The sequence below is a fragment of the Bradyrhizobium sp. USDA 4501 genome, assembly GCF_054062115.1.
Window position 1 is genome coordinate 3490790 of record NZ_JBSSEX010000001.1, and the last position, 18353, is coordinate 3509142.

18 protein-coding genes are annotated in these 18353 nt (G+C 64.2%); 10 read left to right on the top strand and 8 right to left on the bottom strand.

Annotated elements, in window-relative coordinates; all coding sequences use genetic code 11:
• Positions 1–2 precede the first annotated feature (2 nt).
• From cyoB to ACVWZM_RS16065, 6 genes are read left to right on the top strand one after another with little or no spacing between them, the layout of a single operon-like run.
• Positions 3–2006 (top strand): cytochrome o ubiquinol oxidase subunit I, encoded by a 2004-nt coding sequence (gene cyoB / locus ACVWZM_RS16040; protein WP_057015510.1) that lies wholly within the window; start codon positions 3–5, stop codon positions 2004–2006.
• Positions 2003–2635, top strand: a complete 633-nt coding sequence (cyoC, locus tag ACVWZM_RS16045) for a cytochrome o ubiquinol oxidase subunit III (protein WP_057015511.1) — start codon at positions 2003–2005, stop codon at positions 2633–2635. The genes cyoB and cyoC overlap by 4 nt, the downstream gene beginning before the upstream one ends.
• Positions 2632–3033 carry a cytochrome o ubiquinol oxidase subunit IV gene (gene cyoD, locus ACVWZM_RS16050; protein WP_076824778.1) on the top strand — a complete coding sequence of 134 codons (402 nt, stop codon included), beginning with the start codon at positions 2632–2634 and terminating at the stop codon, positions 3031–3033. Before cyoC ends, cyoD begins: the two co-directional genes overlap by 4 nt.
• 2 nt (positions 3034–3035) lie before the next feature.
• Positions 3036–3866 carry an SURF1 family protein gene (locus ACVWZM_RS16055; RefSeq protein WP_456853837.1) on the top strand — a complete coding sequence of 277 codons (831 nt, stop codon included), beginning with the start codon at positions 3036–3038 and terminating at the stop codon, positions 3864–3866.
• The gene (locus ACVWZM_RS16060) at positions 3838–5223 is read left to right on the top strand and encodes an ATP-binding protein (RefSeq protein ID WP_057015514.1); all 1386 of its coding nucleotides are present in this window, start codon (positions 3838–3840) and stop codon (positions 5221–5223) included. Before ACVWZM_RS16055 ends, ACVWZM_RS16060 begins: the two co-directional genes overlap by 29 nt.
• Positions 5213–5749, top strand: coding sequence for a response regulator transcription factor (locus ACVWZM_RS16065; RefSeq protein WP_057015515.1), 537 nt, complete (start codon positions 5213–5215; stop codon positions 5747–5749). Before ACVWZM_RS16060 ends, ACVWZM_RS16065 begins: the two co-directional genes overlap by 11 nt.
• Positions 5750–5807: 58 nt before the next feature.
• Here ACVWZM_RS16065 and ACVWZM_RS16070 read toward each other — a convergent pair whose 3' ends face one another.
• The gene (locus tag ACVWZM_RS16070; RefSeq protein WP_057015516.1) at positions 5808–6206 is read right to left on the bottom strand and encodes a nuclear transport factor 2 family protein; all 399 of its coding nucleotides are present in this window, start codon (positions 6204–6206) and stop codon (positions 5808–5810) included.
• A gap of 194 nt (positions 6207–6400) precedes the next feature.
• Here ACVWZM_RS16070 and ACVWZM_RS16075 point away from each other — a divergent pair, with 194 nt between their 5' ends.
• Positions 6401–6820 carry a hypothetical protein gene (locus ACVWZM_RS16075; RefSeq protein ID WP_057015517.1) on the top strand — a complete coding sequence of 140 codons (420 nt, stop codon included), beginning with the start codon at positions 6401–6403 and terminating at the stop codon, positions 6818–6820.
• Positions 6821–7155: 335 nt separating this feature from the next.
• Here ACVWZM_RS16075 and ACVWZM_RS16080 read toward each other — a convergent pair whose 3' ends face one another.
• The 6 genes from ACVWZM_RS16080 to ACVWZM_RS16105 form a co-directional block, all read right to left on the bottom strand.
• Positions 7156–7710 (bottom strand): hypothetical protein, encoded by a 555-nt coding sequence (locus ACVWZM_RS16080; protein WP_253588233.1) that lies wholly within the window; start codon positions 7708–7710, stop codon positions 7156–7158.
• A 311-nt stretch (positions 7711–8021) separates the two neighbouring features.
• Positions 8022–8828: a CarD family transcriptional regulator gene (locus ACVWZM_RS16085; protein ID WP_076824782.1), complete on the bottom strand. Its 807-nt coding sequence runs from the start codon at positions 8826–8828 to the stop codon at positions 8022–8024.
• Between the two features lie 411 nt (positions 8829–9239).
• Positions 9240–9578 (bottom strand): ferredoxin FdxA, encoded by a 339-nt coding sequence (gene fdxA, locus ACVWZM_RS16090; RefSeq protein ID WP_016844914.1) that lies wholly within the window; start codon positions 9576–9578, stop codon positions 9240–9242.
• A gap of 136 nt (positions 9579–9714) precedes the next feature.
• The gene (locus ACVWZM_RS16095) at positions 9715–9999 is read right to left on the bottom strand and encodes an RNA-binding S4 domain-containing protein (protein WP_076824784.1); all 285 of its coding nucleotides are present in this window, start codon (positions 9997–9999) and stop codon (positions 9715–9717) included.
• 30 nt (positions 10000–10029) lie between these two features.
• Positions 10030–13563, bottom strand: a complete 3534-nt coding sequence (locus tag ACVWZM_RS16100; RefSeq protein WP_456853840.1) for a helicase-related protein — start codon at positions 13561–13563, stop codon at positions 10030–10032.
• A 629-nt stretch (positions 13564–14192) separates the two neighbouring features.
• Positions 14193–15023, bottom strand: a complete 831-nt coding sequence (locus ACVWZM_RS16105) for a DUF3108 domain-containing protein (RefSeq protein ID WP_168858678.1) — start codon at positions 15021–15023, stop codon at positions 14193–14195.
• 354 nt (positions 15024–15377) lie between these two features.
• On the opposite strand from ACVWZM_RS16105, the gene rpmB reads away from it, so the two are divergent.
• Positions 15378–15686 carry a 50S ribosomal protein L28 gene (gene rpmB, locus ACVWZM_RS16110; RefSeq protein WP_456853842.1) on the top strand — a complete coding sequence of 103 codons (309 nt, stop codon included), beginning with the start codon at positions 15378–15380 and terminating at the stop codon, positions 15684–15686.
• A 214-nt stretch (positions 15687–15900) separates the two neighbouring features.
• Here rpmB and ACVWZM_RS16115 read toward each other — a convergent pair whose 3' ends face one another.
• Complete coding sequence (locus ACVWZM_RS16115; RefSeq protein WP_253588235.1) at positions 15901–16182, bottom strand: hypothetical protein; 282 nt, start codon at positions 16180–16182, stop codon at positions 15901–15903.
• Between the two features lie 379 nt (positions 16183–16561).
• Between ACVWZM_RS16115 and ACVWZM_RS16120 the strand changes: the two genes are divergently transcribed.
• Both ACVWZM_RS16120 and ACVWZM_RS16125 read left to right on the top strand, forming a co-directional pair.
• On the top strand, positions 16562–16789 hold the full coding sequence (locus ACVWZM_RS16120; protein ID WP_028336196.1) for a hypothetical protein: 228 nt from the start codon (positions 16562–16564) through the stop codon (positions 16787–16789).
• A 299-nt stretch (positions 16790–17088) separates the two neighbouring features.
• Entirely contained in the window at positions 17089–18294 is a 1206-nt protein-coding gene (locus tag ACVWZM_RS16125; protein ID WP_253588236.1) for an ABC transporter substrate-binding protein, read from the top strand.
• Positions 18295–18353 lie beyond the last annotated feature (59 nt).

Here is an 18353-nt window from a genome sequence, read left to right on the forward strand (position 1 = left end):
GCATGAATCCCGATCTCGTCAAGATGATCTTCGGCCGCCTCAATCTGGAGGCGCTGCCGATCCACGAGCCGATCCTGGTCGGCACCTTCGCGGTGGTGGCGACCGGCGGCCTCGCGCTGTTTGCGATCGTCACCTATTTCCGGCTCTGGACCTATCTGTGGCGCGAGTGGTTCACCACCGTGGACCACAAGCGCATCGGCATCATGTACATGATCCTCGGCATCGTGATGCTGCTGCGCGGCTTCGCGGACGCGTTGATGATGCGGCTGCAGCAGGCGATCGCCTTTGGCGGCTCCGACGGTTACCTCCCGGCCCATCATTACGACCAGATCTTCACCGCGCACGGCGTGATCATGATCTTCTTCGTGGCGATGCCGCTGGTGACCGGCTTGATGAACTACGTGGTGCCGCTGCAGATCGGCGCACGCGACGTCTCCTTCCCGTTCCTCAACAATTTCAGCTTCTGGATGACGGTCGGCGGCGCCGTGCTGGTGATGATGTCGCTGTTCGTCGGCGAATTCGCCCGCACCGGCTGGCTCGCCTACCCGCCGCTGTCGAACATCGGCTACAGTCCCGATGTCGGCGTCGACTATTACATATGGGGACTACAGGTCGCCGGCGTCGGCACGACGCTATCGGGCATCAACCTGATCTGCACCATCGTCAAGCTGCGCGCGCCGGGCATGACGATGATGAAGATGCCGGTGTTCACCTGGACCTCGCTCTGCACCAACGTCCTGATCGTCGCCTCCTTCCCGGTGCTGACGGCGGTGCTGGCGCTGCTGTCGCTCGACCGTTACGTCGGCACCAACTTCTTCACGAACGACTTCGGCGGCAACCCGATGATGTACGTGAACCTGATCTGGATCTGGGGCCACCCCGAGGTCTACATCCTGGTGCTGCCGGCGTTCGGTATCTTCTCCGAGGTGACCGCGACATTCTCCGGCAAGCGGCTGTTCGGCTACACCTCGATGGTCTACGCCACCGTCGTCATCACCATCCTGTCCTATCTGGTCTGGCTGCACCACTTCTTCACGATGGGCTCCGGCGCCAGCGTGAACTCGTTCTTCGGCATCACCACCATGATCATCTCGATCCCGACGGGCGCGAAGATGTTCAACTGGCTGTTCACGATGTATCGCGGCCGCATCCGCTTCGAGCTGCCGATGATGTGGACGGTGGCATTCATGCTGACCTTCGTGATCGGCGGCATGACCGGCGTGCTGCTGGCGGTGCCGCCGGCCGATTTCGTGCTGCATAACAGCCTGTTCCTGATCGCGCATTTCCACAACGTGATCATCGGCGGCGTGCTGTTCGGCCTGTTCGCCGGCATCAACTACTGGTTCCCGAAGGCGTTCGGCTTCAGGCTCGATCCGTTCTGGGGCAAGCTGTCGTTCTGGTTCTGGGTCTCGGGCTTCTACTTCGCCTTCATGCCGCTCTATGTGCTCGGCCTGATGGGCGTGACCCGAAGGCTCCGCGTGTTCGACGATCCCTCCTTGCAGATCTGGTTCATCATCGCGGGCTTCGGCGCGTTCCTGATCCTGCTCGGCATCGTCGCGATGCTGGTGCAGTTCGCGGTCAGCATTCTGCGCCGCGAGCAGCTGAAGGACACCACCGGCGATCCCTGGAACGCGCGGACGCTGGAATGGGCGACCTCGTCGCCGCCGCCGGACTACAACTTCGCCTTCACGCCCGTGGTCTACGACAACGACGCCTGGTGGGACATGAAGCGCCGCGGCTACAGGCGCCCGCTGACCGGCTTCAAGCCGATCCACATGCCCTCCAACACCGGCACCGGCATCATCCTCGCCGGACTTGCGACGGTGATGGGGTTCGGCCTGATCTGGTACATCTGGTGGCTCGCCGCCGTCAGCTTCGTTGCGCTGCTCGCGGTCGCGATCGGCCACACCTTCAACTATCACCGCGACTTCCACATCCAGGCGGATGAGGTGGTGCGGACTGAAGACGCGCGGACACGCGTGCTCGCCGCGGGAGCCCAGACATGAGCGTAGCAACAACCGTCTCCACCCAGGACTCCGAGCCGATCTTTCACGTTGTGGACGAGCACGATCATCCGGAAGGCGCCAGCACCATGCTGGGCTTCTGGATCTACCTGATGAGCGATTGCCTCATCTTCGCGATGCTGTTTGCGACCTATGGCGTGCTCGGCGGCAACTATGCCGCTGGGCCATCGCCGAAGGACCTGTTCGACCTCAAGCTGGTCGCGCTCAACACCACGATGCTGCTGCTCTCCTCGATCACCTATGGCTTCGCCATGCTGACGATGGAGAAATCGAGGATCGGCGCGACGCAAGCCTGGCTCGCCATCACCGGGCTGTTCGGCCTCGCCTTCCTCGGCATCGAGCTCACCGAGTTCGCGCATATGATCCACGAGGGCGCGACGCCCCAGCGCAGCGCCTTCCTGTCGTCATTCTTCACCCTGGTCGGCACCCACGGCCTGCACGTCACCTTCGGCCTCGTCTGGCTGGTGACGCTGATGGTGCAGACCGCGCGCTTCGGCCTCATCGAAGCCAACCGGCGCCGGCTGATGTGCCTCTCGATGTTCTGGCACTTCCTCGACGTGGTCTGGATCGGCGTCTTCACCTTCGTCTATCTCCTGGGAATGCTGCGATGACAACAAAAGCTCACGCCAAAGCTCATACGCTCGAAGCCAATGCCAGCCACGGACATGGCGATCACGGCGGCGCGGCTCACGGCTCGCTGCAGAGCTATCTGATCGGCTTCGGTCTCTCCGTCGTCCTCACCGCGGTGCCGTTCTGGCTGGTGATGACCGGCGCCATCGCCGACAAGCAGGTCACCGCGCTGATCGTGCTGGTGCTCGCCGCGGTGCAGATCGTCGTGCACATGGTGTACTTCCTGCACATGAACACGCGGTCCGAGAACGGCTGGACCATGATGGCGATGATCTTCACCGTCGTCATGGTGGTGATCGCGCTGACCGGCTCGCTGTGGGTCATGCATCATCTCAACATCAACATGATGCCGCTGCACGACATGAGCCAGATGCCGTGACGATGCGGTCTGCCAGACCCTCGCTGTTGCTGCTCACGCTCGGCATGCTGGGCGTGGTGCTGCTGAGCGCGCTCGGTATCTGGCAGATCGAACGCCGGACCTGGAAGCTGGCGCTGATCGAGCGGGTCGAGCAGCGCATGCATGCCGCGCCGGTCGCGCCGCCGCCCCCATCGTCATGGCCGGCGGTCACGGCCGCGAGCGATGAATACCGCCGCGTCACCCTACGCGGCACGTTCCTCAACGCCGACGGAACGCTGGTGCAGGCCGTCACGGCCGAGGGTCCCGGCTTCTGGGTACTGACCCCGCTGCAAGCCGCCGACGGAACCACCGTGCTGGTCAACCGCGGCTTTGTTCCCGCTGATAAGCGCGATCCCGCGACACGGCGCGATGGCGAGCCGCAGGGCGCCGTCAGCGTCACCGGACTGCTGCGGATGTCGGAGCCGAAGGGCGGCTTCCTGCGCAGCAACGATGCTTCGGCCGGCCGCTGGTATTCCCGCGACGTTGCCGCCATCGCCGCCGCGCACGGACTGTCGCATGTAGCCCCCTTCTTCATCGACGCCGATGCGACGCCAAATCCGGGCGGCTACCCAATCGGCGGGCTCACTATCGTGCGGTTTCCGAACAACCACCTGATTTACGCGCTGACATGGTTCGCACTGGCCCTTATGCTGGCGGGCGCGCTCCTGCGCGTCATCAGCGGCAGGAGCCGCGCCGGCGCCTCCGATCCAAGGTGGGATTCACGGCGCGCCGCCGTGCGCCGCTTGATCGGCGCAGCCCGCAATCTGTCTCGCGACACAGGCCCAGATGCTCGAGCGCACATCGGATCTGCATGACGACAAGGCCGCGACCGGCGCGGCGGTAACGCCGTCCGCCGCGGGCGCGGCCGCCGGCATGCCGTTCGACCTCGCAGCGCCCGCCGACATCGCGACCAATCGCAAGAACATGGCCCTCCTGGTCCAGCTGCGCTGGATCGCCGTGATCGGCCAGATCGCCACCATCGGCTTCGTGCAGTTCTGGATGGGCGTCGCGCTGCCGCTGCTGCCCTTGGCGGCCGTGATCTCCGGGCTGGTGGCGCTCAATGTCGTCAGCCTGCTGTGGCTGCGCTACCGCGCCGACATCAACAACCGCGAGCTGCTGGTCGCGCTGGCGCTCGACGTCGCGGCGCTGACCGCCCTGCTCTATCTCAGCGGCGGCGCCACCAACCCGTTCACCTCGCTCTATCTGCTGCAGGTGACGCTTGGCGCGGTGCTGCTCGATGCGCCCTCGACCTGGTCGCTGGTGGCGCTGGTCTGCATGAACTTCGCCTGGCTGACCAGCTATTACCGGCCGCTGGAGCTGCCGCAGCAAGGCTTCGCCGATGCCTTCAACCTCTATATCGCCGGCACCTTCATCGGCCTCGTGCTCGACGCCGTGCTGCTCGTGGTGTTCATGACCCGGATCAACCGCAATCTGCGCGATCGCGACCTGCGCCTCGCGGCGCTGCGCCAGCACGCCGCCGAGCAGGATCACATCGTCCGGATCGGCCTCCTGGCCTCCGGCGCCGCGCATGAGCTCGGCACGCCGCTCGCCTCGCTCTCGGTCATCCTGGGCGACTGGCGCCGGATGCCCGCGCTCGCCTCCGACCCTGAAATGTCGCAGGACCTCGGCGAGATGGAGATCTCGGTGCAGCGCTGCAAGTCGATCGTGACGGGCATCCTGCTCTCGGCGGGCGAAGCCCGCGGCGAAGGCTCCTCGCCGACCACGGTCACGGCGTTCCTGACGGCATTGGTGGAGGAATGGCGGACGACGCGGCCGTCGGCCACGCTGTATTTCCGCAACGCCTGCGGCGCTGATCTCGCGATCGTATCCGACATCGCGCTCAAGCAGGCGATCTTCAACGTGCTCGACAACGCCGCCGAGGTGTCGCGCGACTGGATCGAGCTGACCGCCGAGCGCAATGCCGACACGCTGGTGCTGTCGGTGACCGATCGCGGCCCGGGCTTCTCGCGCGAGATGCTGGCGCATATCGGCAAGCCGTATCAATCGACCAAGGGCAGCCCCGGCAGCGGCCTCGGCCTGTTCCTGGTGGTCAACGTGGTGCGCAAGCTGGGCGGCGTGGTGACGGCGCGCAACCGGCCGGACATCGGCGCCGCGGTCAGGCTCGAGCTGCCGCTCTCGACGCTCGCGATCGGAGACCATCTTGACGGATGAACGCCAGCTCCTGATCGTCGAGGACGATGCGGGTTTCGCCCGCACATTGAAGCGCTCGTTCGAGCGCCGCGGCTATGATGTGGCGGTGTCGGCCTCGCTCGACGAGGTCCGCCAGCTGCTCGAGCAGCAATCGCCCGGCTATGCGGTGGTCGACCTGAAGCTCGCCGGCGGTGCATCGGGCCTTGCCTGCGTCGAGGCGTTGCACACGCATGATCCTGAGATGCTGATCGTCGTGCTGACCGGCTTTGCCAGCATCGCGACGGCGGTCGAGGCGATCAAGCTCGGCGCCTGCCACTATCTGGCCAAGCCGTCAAACACCGACGACATCGAGGCCGCGTTCCTTAAAGCGCAGGGCAATGCCGCCATCGAGGTCGGTGCGCGGCCGACGTCGATCAAGACGCTGGAATGGGAGCGCATCCACCAGACCCTGATGGAGACCGACTTCAACATCTCGGAAGCCGCCCGCCGACTCGGCATGCACCGCCGGACATTGGCGCGCAAGCTCGAGAAGCAGCGGGTGAAGTAGGCGATAGAGGCGGATGACGCCGACGACATCCGCGCATGCGCACCTGCCTCTTGCTTTGTCACGACATCGCGGCAACATCCGCCGCAGTGTCAATGTACTCCTGAAAGCGGACCGCCTTCCCGTCACGGTACTTGAAAACGTGGGCCCATTCGTTCGTTACAGTCTTGCCTGTTTTCTTTGCCCGCGCCGTGAGTGTACCCAGGACCACGACGGTGTCGCCCTGCTCAATCATCTCACGCGGCGCGAACTCGCTGAATTCCAGATTCTCGCCAACCTGGACGAAGAAGTTTGCAATCTGCTGCTTTCCCTTGAAGGTCCCGGCCCAAGGCAGTTTGTCCTGGGGACCCGGGGTTATCCACGTGCAGTCGTCATCGATCAGATCCCTCATGAGCGTCGGAATGTCACCACGTTGAAAGGCCTCATAACCCTTCCTGGTTGCCTCAACATTGGATGTCATCGAATTTCTCCTCGCTGCAAATTGATGGGGTCAGTTTAATGTCGATCAAATAACGGCAGGGCGGTCAGCATAGCACGCCGCGCTCCGGTTGCCGTCGTCATCCATGAAGCAAGACAAGACGATACTGGTCAGGATCGTTTACGTAGCTTCGAGCGTCATTGCGGCTCGCTTCGCTGCCAGTGTAAAGCGACGGCATGAGTAATGCCGACAAGCTCTTCCAACCCGACCCTGACAATGCCGACCATGCGGCCATGATCGCGGCGGCGATCCGCTGCATCGACGATTTCACCGACCGCTTCAACGCTCGCGATCTCGCCGGCATGGACGCGCTGCTGCACTTCCCGCACGTCATCCTGTCCGGCGAGCAGCTCGTGATCTGGGATGGCCCGGGCCAGCTGCCGCCGTCGTTCTTCAACGATCTGGCGCGCACCACGGGATGGACGAAGAGCACCTATCAGCGCAAGGAGCCGGTGCTGGTCGGGCCGCGCAAGGTGCATCTGCTGGTCGAATACAGCCGCGACCGCGCCGACGGATCGATTGCCAGCCGTCACCGCAATCTATGGATCGTGACCTCCGAGAACCGCCGTTGGGGCATCAAGCAGCGCTCGTATTGAGCACGCGGCGCGGCAGCATCAACGGCGTAGCCGACGGGCTACCGCCGAGCCAGGAAGACCCCCAGCAAGAATGCAACGGCAAGCGATTGAAGCGGAGCCGCCCTGGTCGCTTCACTCAAGTGATGCAGCCACCGATCTTGTTGCGGCAAAGGTTCGAATACGCCGCGCTCAGCCATCTGACGGATCGCCTCTGACGCCTGCTCTATGCGTTGTTCAGGACTGGCAGTTGAAGCAATGGAGTTTTCGTTAGCCATCCGACGAACGGGCCTTCTGTATCAGCACTAACGTCCCTCGATTGCGGACTGTTCCTCGGCTCCTTCACTAAAGCGATGCGCTCAGTCATTCCTGAAGAAATTCGCGAACGGACGCGGCGGGGAGTCATCGTCTTCAGACGCCATGATCGGCACTTCGTGGCGTCGCGCCTGCTCCAAGAGCACCGGAGCTTCGCGGCGTTGCTCGCCTTGTTCGATGCGCCGCGGTTGACGCCTCGCCTGCTCGGTCGCGACGCGCTTCGCCTTGCGTTCGGCGTAGCGCTTACGCCGCTCCTTTTCTGCAATGTCAGATTTTCTCGTGTCCACCACGTCCGCCTGCTTCTCGACAGGCGCTTGTACGTCCTTGACCGGCTCCAGTGGCGGCTGCGGCGGTGAGGCTGCGTCTGGCGTGGCGGGCTCTCGTTGGGTGGCGGGTGGCGGTGGCTGCGCAGCTTCTGCCGTGGATGGCAGGATAACGCGCGCTGGTTCCGCGGGCGCTGGCGAAGAGACGCGCGCGGGGGCGCCGGCAGAATCCTTAAGCGCCGAATTCGCCATGAACAGTCCACCACCGAACCCAGCGCCTAGGATAATAAAAGTTGTTCCAACGCCTGCGAAAAAAATGCCTGCCTTTGATGTCATGGTCCGCTCTCCTCATTGGCGAGCGAACGCGCGAAAGTTACCGGCGTTCCGTTTCGGGATAAGTCGGCAACGTGTGCCGCTGGTCCAAGAGTCCAGCGGCGCGGACAGTTTGGAATATCGATCTGCCCGGGCGAAGATCGCGGTCGAGGGGCTGCAACTTGCGGAGAGCCTGCACCCTCACCCGGATTGCATTTGCCATGCAATCCGACCTCTCCCACAAGGGGAGAGGTAAGCGTGCCCCACGGACACGCCGCCAAAGCAAAAAGCCCGGTCTTGCGACCGGGCTTTTGTTTTCAATCCGTCGAACCCTTTCAGGCGGCTTCGTCCTCGACGGCGGTATCGTCGCCATCGGTATCGGCATCCTCGCCATCGGCATCACCCTCGCCTTCACCCTCGGCTTCTGCCTTGGCGCCGCGGCGCGGGCTCTTGGCGAGCTGGCCTTCGATCTCCTTGATCGCCTCGGTCTCGGTCGAGTGCTGCACGACCGCGATCTCGCGCGACAGGCGGTCGAGCGCCGCTTCATAGAGCTGGCGTTCGCTATAGGACTGCTCGGGCTGCGATTCCGAACGATAGAGGTCGCGGACCACCTCGGCGATCGCGACGATGTCGCCCGAGTTGATCTTCGCTTCATATTCCTGGGCGCGGCGCGACCACATGGTGCGCTTGACGCGGGCACGGCCCTTCAGCGTCTCCAGCGCCTTCTTGACCAGCGCCGGCTCCGACAGCTTGCGCATGCCGACATTGGCGACCTTCGCCGTCGGGACGCGGAGCGTCATCTTGTCCTTCATGAAATTGATCACGAACAGCTCGAGCTTGGCGCCCGCGATCTCCTGCTCCTCGATCGCCAGGATCTGGCCGACGCCGTGAGCGGGATAGACCACGAATTCATTGGCCTTGAAGCCCTGACGCTGCGTCACGACCTTCTTCGGCTCCTCGATGCGCGGCGCGGCGGCCGGCTTGGCGGCAGCCTTCGGAGCAGCGGCGGGGACGGCAGCCTTCGGGGCGGCCGGCTTCGGCGCAGCAGCCGTCTTGGTCGCGGCAGGCTTGGGGGCGGCCTTGGCAGCAGCGGGCTTCGCAGCTGCCGCTTTCGCGGCAGTCTTGGCAGTCTTTTCTGGCATCACGCTTCTTTTGTTCTTTGAGGACTTTGCAGCCGCCGCCTTCTTGGCCCCCTTCACGGACGCCTTGGCACGGCCCTTGGTTGCGCTGCGAGCAACGACAGCGGCTTTTTTCGTCGTCTTTGAAGCACTCTTTTTACGCGTTTTCTGTGACACAGCCTGCGCGCGGAAACTGCCACGCCCCTGTTCGAGTTTGCGGGAACCTCGAAGCCACAAGGTACGCATGGCAGGGGGTTCTTGGCCTGTAATGTGTCAGATATAGCACATTTTCCGCAAAAATCAATGGTTTACGCCCGATTCCGGGCATAACAGGGGCCGTTCAGGTCATATGTCCGTCATTAGGGTTAAATCGGCGGCCGAACGGAGGGCCGCGGCGGACCAGAGTCCGACCTTACCAAGGTACTCCCTGGCGAATCAGTCGCCGCTGCCGGGATTCGGAGAAAAATATTTCTCGAACTTGCCTTCCTTGCCTTCCCACTCCTTGGCGTCCTCGGGCGAGTCCTTCTTCTGGGTGATGTTCGGCCAGCTCTTGGCGTAGTCGCGGTTGACCTCGAGCCACTTTTCCAGGCCCGGCTCGGTGTCCGGCTTGATGGCGTCCGCCGGGCATTCCGGCTCGCACACGCCGCAATCGATGCATTCGTCGGGATGGATGACCAGCATGTTCTCGCCCTCGTAGAAGCAATCGACGGGGCAGACCTCGACGCAGTCGGTATATTTGCACTTGATGCAGGCTTCAGTGACGACGTAGGTCATCCAAAACTCCGGAACGATCGATTTTTCTGGGGTTGCGTAGCGCAGGAATACCGGGGCCGCAAGGGAAGCGGCCCTCGAAAAACGCCCGTATTCTCACGCTCCTGCCACCCAAATTGAGATAGCAAGCGCTAGATAACTACTCCTTACCGGCCTGCAAATTGCCAGCCTGCAAATCCTCGTACAGCACCCGCGCCGAGCTGGCATCGCCGCGCCGCTCGGCAAAGCCGATCACCTTGAGCACGCGGACGCTGTTGTCGAGCGCGACGGTGACGACGTCGCCCGCCTTCACCGCATGGCCCGGCGATTTCTCACGCGCGCCGTTGATCCGGACATGCCCCGATACGACGAGTTCAGCGGCACTGGTGCGGGCCTTCACCAGGCGCGCATGCCACAGCCATTTGTCGAGGCGCTGTCGATCCAAACTAGACCAAGCGTTAAACCAAGGGTTGGACTATTCCTTCCGGCCTGCAAGCTGCTCTTTCAGGGCAGCGAGCTTGGCGAATGGCGAATTCGGATCGATCGGCCGGTCGCGCTCGCGCGGCGCGCTCGAGGCGTAGGGCCGATGCGACGGGCCGCCCTCGCGCTTGTCGCGGCCGCCCTTGCCGAAATCGCGGCCACCGCGATCACGATCGCCGCGCTCGCCCTTGCGGTCGCCGCCGAACTTGTTGTCGCGGCGACGCTCATTGTCGCGATCGCGACCCTTGCCTTCGAAGCGCTCGCGGCGCTGGCCCTTGTCGTCCCTGTTGTCGCGGGCCTGCGCGCCTTCGGCGGGTGCCGCAGCCGGATCCGCGGGCGCGCCTGGACGCGGCGCGCGGAAATCCTGGTGACGGCGCGGACGGCGATGCTGTTCGCGCTTGCTGTCGCCCTCGCCGCCGCCTTCGGCGGCCTGCGCGCCCTCGGCGGGCTTGCCCTGGTGACGGCCGCGGTTGCGATCGTGGCCGCGATGATGCGGACGGCGCTCGTCGGAGCGGCCGCCGGGACGCCAGACTTCGACCAGCTGCGGCTCGGCCGGCGTCTCCGCGGCGGCGACAGCGGCTTCAGCCTGTGCTGCCTCGGCACTCGCGGTCTCCGCGGCTGCGTCTGTGGCGGTCTCGGAGGGTGTCTCTGCAGTGGCTTCCACGACAGGCGCGGGCTCGGATACCGCTTCCGAAGCGGGCGCCTCGGCAGCGGGCTCTTCGGCGACAGCGGCGGGCTCCGCGGCAACTTCTGCCACGGGCTCGGGCTTGGTCTCGACGACGACCGGCGTCGCCTCGCTGGACACCACCTCGGCAAAGCCGACATCGGGCAGCAGCGCGGCCGACGGTGCGGGATCGCCCGACACCGGCTGATCCGTGGCAGCCTCGGGCGCTTCGGCCACAACCTCGGCGGTGGCACCGACCGGCGCATCCACGGCGGCCTCAGAGGTGACCTCGACCGGCGGCGTCTCGGCGGCGACCGTCTCGGTGGTCCCGGCCACGGTCTCCGTGGTCTCGGCGACGGCCTCCGTGGCCTCGGCCGGCGCGGTCTCGACGGGCTTCGGCGGCAGCGGCGGACGGCGGTCCATGCGGTAGCCGAGCGCGCGCAGGATCGAGGCAAAATCCTCGCCTGCGGAGCCGGTCAGCGAGGTCATCGCCTGCGTCACGACAAAGCCGCGGCCGTCGAACGCACCCGCAGGCTTCTCGCCCGGCGAGGTCTCGCGCCAGGCCAAAGCGGGGCGGATCAGGTCGGCGAGCCGCTCCAGGATGTCGACGCGCACCGCGCGCTCGCCGCACTGGCGATAGCCGAGTACGCGATAGGCATCGCGCGGCAACGCCTTGTCGACCGGGAACGAGGTGCGGCCGCTGGAGGCGAGATGCTGCACATTCGACAGCGCCGCCATGTCGGCGTTGCTCTGCTTCTCGGCCCACAACAGCGAGGCCAGCGAGCGCGCCGCGGGCTTCAAGAGCTGCGGGAAATAGATGTGGTAGGCGCCGAACCGCACGCCGTATTTGCGCAGGGCCGCGCGCGAGGGCTGGTCGAGATCCTTCATCTCGGCCGCTATCTTCGCGCGTTCGAGCACGCCGAGCGCCTCGACCAGCTGGAAGGCGATGCCGCGGGCGATACCCTGCAGGTCCTCGGCCTTGGACAGTTCGAACAGCGGCCCGAGCAGCTTTTCAATATGCGTCTTGAGCCAGAGGTCGAGCCGGGTCTGCACCGCTTCGCGCGAGGCGCCGGTCAGCCGCTCGTCGGAGATGATGCGCAGCCGCGGATGCAGCGCGTCCTCGGCGGCCACCAGCTTGGCCACCGCATCGCCGGTCCAGCGGATGGTGCCGTCGGAGGTCAGCACGAACTGCTCGTCGGGGGCGGCGCCCAGTTTCTCGGCGCGCGCATCGATCTCGCGCGCCAGCACCTGCTGGGCGGCGGCTTGCAGCGCCTTGGCGTCGCTGCCGGCCTCGGCCGCATCAGGTGCGAAGGTGAAACCATCGAGCCGGCCGATCACGTGGCCTTCCACGATCACTTCACCGGTCTTGCCAATTTCCGTATTCAAAACTGAGTTCTCCCGCAGGCGGCGCATCAATACACTGGTCCGCCTGTCAACGAAACGCTCCGTGAGCCGTTCATGCAGCGCATCGGATAATTTATTTTCGAGCTCGCGCGTGATCCCCTGCCAGTGGTCCGGGTCGTAGAGCCAGTCCGGCCGGTTGGCAACAAAGGTCCAGGTCCTGATCTGCGCGATCCGGCCCGATAGCGTGTCGATATCGCCGTCGGTCCGGTTGGCCTGGTCGACCTGGGCGGCAAACCATGCGTCGGGGATACGCCCCTTTTGCATCAGGAAGCCATACAGCGTGGTCACGAGTTCGGCATGGGCGGCCGGCGACAGCTTCCGGTAGTCCGGAACCTGGCAGGCCTCCCACAGCCGCTCCACCGCGGCCGCCCCATGCGCGAGATCGCGCACCTCGGCGTCGCGCGCAACATGCTCGAGCACGCGCAGGTCCTCGGCCACCGGGGCCCGCGTCAGTGCCTCATGATTGGGCGACAGCGCCAGCGACACCTGCAACGCGCCGAGCGAGGCGAAGTCCAACTTCGCGTTGCGCCATTGCAGCACCTTGACGGCATCGAAGGTGTGGTTCTGCAGCGCGTTGACGAGCTCCGGCTCGAACGGCGCGCAGCGCCCGGTGGTGCCGAAGGTGCCGTTACGCGTCGCGCGCCCGGCGCGGCCCGCGATCTGCGCGAATTCGGCCGGCGTCAGGCGGCGGAACTGATAGCCGTCATACTTGCGGTCGGAGGCGAAGGCGACGTGATCGACGTCGAGATTGAGCCCCATGCCGACCGCGTCGGTGGCGACGAGATAATCTACGTCGCCGTTCTGGAACATCGCGACCTGGGCATTGCGCGTGCGTGGCGAGAGCGAGCCCAGCACCACCGCCGCGCCGCCATGCTGGCGGCGGATCAATTCGGCGATCGCGTAGACTTCGTCGGCGGAGAACGCGACGATTGCCGTTCTGCGCGGCTGCCGCGTGATCTTGCGGTCGCCGGCGAATTCGAGCTGCGACAGCCGCGGCCGCGTGATGATCGAGGCACCCGGCAACAGCCGCTCGATCATCGGCCGCATGGTCGCCGCGCCGAGCAGCAGCGTCTCGTCGCGGCCGCGGCGGTTGAGGATGCGATCGGTGAACACATGCCCGCGCTCGAGATCGGCCGCGATCTGGATCTCGTCGACCGCGAGAAAGGACACATCGAGATCGCGCGGCATCGCTTCCACGGTCGAGACCCAGAAGCGCGGCGCCTTCGGCTTGATCTTCTCCTCGCCCGTGACCAGCGCGACGTTATCGATGCCGGCACGATCCGCGATCTTGTTGTAGACCTCGCGCGCCAGCAGCCGCAGCGGCAGCCCGATCAGGCCCGACGAATGCGCCAGCATGCGCTCGATGGCCAGATGCGTCTTGCCGGTGTTGGTCGGCCCGAGCACCGCGGTGACGCCTGCACCGGGCACGCGGTCATTTCCGAACGAAGTTGAGAAAGCCATATTTTGCAGGTGTTTCTTGAATTGTTGGGGCGCTCTCTGATCCGTCATCCCCGGTACAACGGCGAATTCGCCGTTGTACCTATGGGCAGCGCGTCAGCGCGTCTCGAAGGATGCACGGCCGAGATCGACCCGTTTGCGGCGATCTTGATGAGACAGCAGGGCCGTCGCCCTTCGAGAGGGCCGCTGCACGGCCTCCTCAGGGTGACGGTGAGGGATTGACGCTCTGGTCTTCACTCCTTCACGCGTCCTTTTCACAAAATCTGTCTCACAATGCGACGCTTTCCGTGCCTACCTTAAGCGCTGGAACGACTCTAGAACGAATCGCGGCCGAATCGCTGACTCGATTTGGGACCTGAAACGTTCACCGCAACATCTCGGGCAGGCTGACGGCGGCGGCACTAGATCAAGTTTGAGAGGGCTCCACAAGCACAGGATATGCGGACTGAATTCCTTAAGTTCCAGGGGCGGGCGAGTCGAATCAGAAGCGGACAAGAGTCAACTGGATTCCGGTGACATTTGTTGCTGGTCCGCGCCTACCTCTGTCTGTCATTCCGGGGCGCGCGTAGCGCGAACCCGGAATCTCGAGATTCCGGGTTCGCGCTACGCGCGCCCCGGAATGACGGTGCGACTTACTGCGTCTTCGCCACGCGCGGCGGCGCGGCTGTGGTGACGAAGGAGGTCGCTTCCAGCATGGCCTGGCCGAGCGGGGTCGGGATCGTCATGCGGAACGGCACCAGCAGTCGGGTGCCGGCGATCGGCACGAAGGCGATCTCGATGTTGCGCTGGGCGGCGAGATATTTGATGACCGGGCGATCCGGGATGTAGCCCGAGATCGGTACGAAATAGAGCGCGCAAACCAGCGCCGGGCCGTGATAGCCGCGCTCGGCCTTGACGATCTCGACCCGCTTGAAATCGAGCTTGAGGTCGTAGCGCATGCGGCCGTCGAAGATGCCGGCGCCACTGCGGCAAATATCCGGGCTCATCAATTCGGCATTGCCGGGCGCGCGCAGGAACGAGCCGGTCATCGGATCGAACACGTTCTTCTTCTGCGCGTCGGTCACCGGCAGGCGGTCGGGATCGACCGGCGGCTCCGGCTCGATCGCGGATTCCTTGATGCCGCCATTCGCCAGCACCATCCGGATCGTCTCCGACTTCTTCGAGGTGGTGGTGGTCGCGGTGTAGGAGGTGGCGGCCAGCGCGCCGTTGACGACGCGGCCCTGCGAGGCGCCCGCGCCGGAGCCGCCGGAAAACGCCTTCAGGAGGCCTGCGGTGCCGCCCTGGGCCGAGGCCGAGAAGCTGTCGTCGCCGATTTCGATGGTCCAGCTGCCCTTGCCGACCGGGATACCGGCCAGGGTCGCCTCATACTGGGCGTCGAGCCGCCCCTGCGCGCTGGCGCGCTCGGCGCAGAACAGCAGCAATGCGCCCGCGCAGAGGCCGAGCAGCCGGCCGAGCGGGGGCAAAATGGCAATGGCGGTGGTCACTTAACCTACCTGACGGTCCTGCTATCGGCGCTCTATCCGTTGTCCATTTCGGCGTTCAATTCGGCCGGACAACAAGGCGCATCTTGTATGGAACCTAGACTTGCAGCCGAATACGCCCTTTATATGGTTGCCATATCTGCCGTTAAGTGGCTGGAAGACCTTATGAACCGGCATTTCCGGTGCCCCGCATGCGGCGATATAATCTTGACGCCCGGGTATTCTCCCCCTATACACCCGCGGTTCCTGGAAAATGGACGCGAATTCAAAACCCCCGCGCGGGCCGTGTGATTGCACGCCCTTCGAGCGGCGGGGATGCAATAAGGATTTTGTAAGATGTCCCGGCGCTGCGAACTGACGGCCAAGGGCCCCCAGACGGGCCACAAGGTGAGCCACTCGAACATCAAGACCAAGCGGCGCTTCCTGCCGAACCTGGCCAACATCACCTTCATCTCCGAAGCGCTCGGCCGCAACGTGCGCCTGCGCGTCTCGACCAACGCACTGAAGAGCGTCGACCACAATGGCGGCCTCGACGCCTACCTGCTCAAGGCCAAGGCCGACGTGCTCTCGCCCCGCGCCCTCGACCTGAAGCGCGCGATCGAGAAGATGGTCGGCAAGCCGGCACCGGTGAAGAAGGCGAGCTGAGCGAGACTGCGGGAGCGGAATTCGCGGGAAGAGAGATTTGAACGGCCGGGTCGGATGACCCGGCCGTTTTTGCTTGGCCAACAAACTGGCTACCGAGATGGTCGCTCTGGTTGCATGCGTCGCACATTCATGCGTGAACGCTGGACCAATTTCGGAAGGGGACACGCGGGCTCTCGTGTCAAGCGACGCATCAGTGCATTTCGTCGACTTGGTATCAAAGCAATAGAATTGAAATGAGACCGCGATCGAGGCGCGATGGCGAAGTGGAATCTTCTTTGCGCAATGACGACCGAAGTAAAATCATCCATTGCTCTGCGTAAGGAGAGATGGATTGCTTCGTCGCTTCGCCAAGGCTTCGGCGGACAAGTCGTCGCTTCGCTTCTCGCAATGACGGCGTCGCCATGGGTTGCGACAGTTCGCTGACAGCTGCTGCCAATGACAGCGGTGTCATCTCCTCCATCACGCGCACATCACACGAATCTTCTGCTTGATCCATCGAGAGCGCGTGAAGAAACGCTTAACGCGCGCGCCCCGACCCACAAAGAAAGCCTATAAATAAAGGCAAAAGCGGCTTCTCGCGTGGGCTTGTCGCGCCGCAGCCTTGGCGAAGGCGGACGTTAATCACAACCTCACGCGATCAATCACGAGCGCATGAGGCGCATGCAAAACGCCACGATCTCTTCCAGATATTAGTGTGCAAACAAGCCGTCCGACACGAATGCGATTCGACGCGGTACGCCGCATCGTCTCGAAGACCGTGAGAGACATCACGGCCAGCACAACTGATTGTGAGGCATGTGCGCCGCACTCTTGGGAAGAAGCCTGGCCGTTCCTATGTCACGTCCAAAGAACGACCCCGATAAAGGAATTGCTCGATGCAAGTTCGCGCAGCCGATCCGCGCGGAAGACTGGTGCCTGCGATTGCAACCGCCGCCGTGGCGGTGCTCGCCACGGCCGCCCTCGTCATCCTCGAATTCAACCCGCCCCGCAATGTGCAGGCCGCGGCCGAGCCCGGCATGATCACCTCCGCCGCCGCCAGCAGAGCCGGCGCCACCGTGCTGCCGACCGATCCGGTGACCACCGGCAGCGTGCGGGTGCGCTGAGGCGCGACTCTCTCATCATCGTCGTCCCGGCCGAGTGCGCAATTGCGCACGGGGGCCAGGACCCATTATCACTAAAGTTTGCCGTTACGCGGAATGTTGCCCCAGCGTCGCTCCAAATAAGCAGTTGGGGTAATGGGTCCCGGCCTTCGCCGGGACGACGCTGGTGGTTACACCGTGCCGCTATAGCACCAGCCGCATTTTCGCATCCCTGCCCCGGCGTCTCACCACAAGCCCAACGTGCGGCCGCTCACGTAAGCTCTCCCTCGCGAACAAAACAAAAAGCCACAGGGAGGCTCACGATGATCTGGAAGGCCATTGCGGCAACAGTCGCGCTTGCGCTCGCGACACAGGTTCACGCCGCCGAAAAGAAATATGGCACGGGCGCCAGCGACACCGAGATCAAACTCGGACAGACCTCGCCATTCTCCGGCGCGGCGTCGGCCTACAGCGTGATCGCGAAGACGCAGGCCGCCTACTTCAGGATGATCAACGACCAGGGCGGCGTGAACGGGCGCAAGATCAACCTGATCACGCTCGACGACGGCTACTCGCCGCCGAAGACGGTGGAGCAGACGCGCAAGCTGGTGGAGCAGGAGGAGGTCGCCGCGATCCTCAATCCGCTGGGCACGCCGACCGGCCTGGCCGTGCGCAAATATCTCAACGACAAGAAGGTGCCGCAGCTGTTCGTCGGCGCCGGCGCCACGCTGTGGGGCGACTACGCGCATTATCCGTGGACGATCGGCTTCCAGCCGTCGTACCAGGCCGAGACCGCGGTCTACGCCAAGTATGTCCTGACCAACAAGCCGGACGCCAAGATCGCGCTGTTCTACCAGAACGACGACGCCGGCAAGGATTACGGCAACGGCTTCAAGAAGGGGCTCGGGCCGGAGAACACCGCGAAGATGGTGGTGGCGGAAACGACCTATGAATCGACCGATCCGACGGTCGACAGCCAGATCGTGAAGCTGAAATCATCCGGCGCCAACGTGCTGTTCATGCACGCGATCCCCAAGCAGGCGGCGCAGGCGATCAAGAAGATCGGCGAGATCGGCTGGAAGCCCGACCTGTTCTTCCTCGCGGCGACCTCGACCTCGGTGTCCTCGGTGCTGAAGCCGGCCGGCTTCGAATATTCCAGGGACATCATCTCGTCCTACTCGCTGAAGGATCCGAACGATCCGCAGTGGAAGTCGGATCCGGACGTGATCGCGTGGCAGGACTTCATGAAGAAGTATTTTCCGGACGGCAATCTGCAGGACCAGCTGATCGTCTACGGCTATGTGGTGGCGGAGGCGACGGTGCAGGTGCTGAAGCAGTGCGGCGACGACCTCACCCATGAGAACATCATGAAGCAGGCCGCCAACCTCGACATCGCGCTGCCGATGTTCCTGCCCGGCATCAAGGTGAAGACCTCGCCGACCGACTACTTCCCGGTCGAAGCGATGCGGCTGCAGAAGTTCAACGGCGAGACCTGGCAGCTGTTCGGCGACACGATCGGGAACGATTGAGGGGGGGTTAAACGCAAATCCATCCACGTCGTCGTCCCGGCGAAGGCCGGGACCCATTA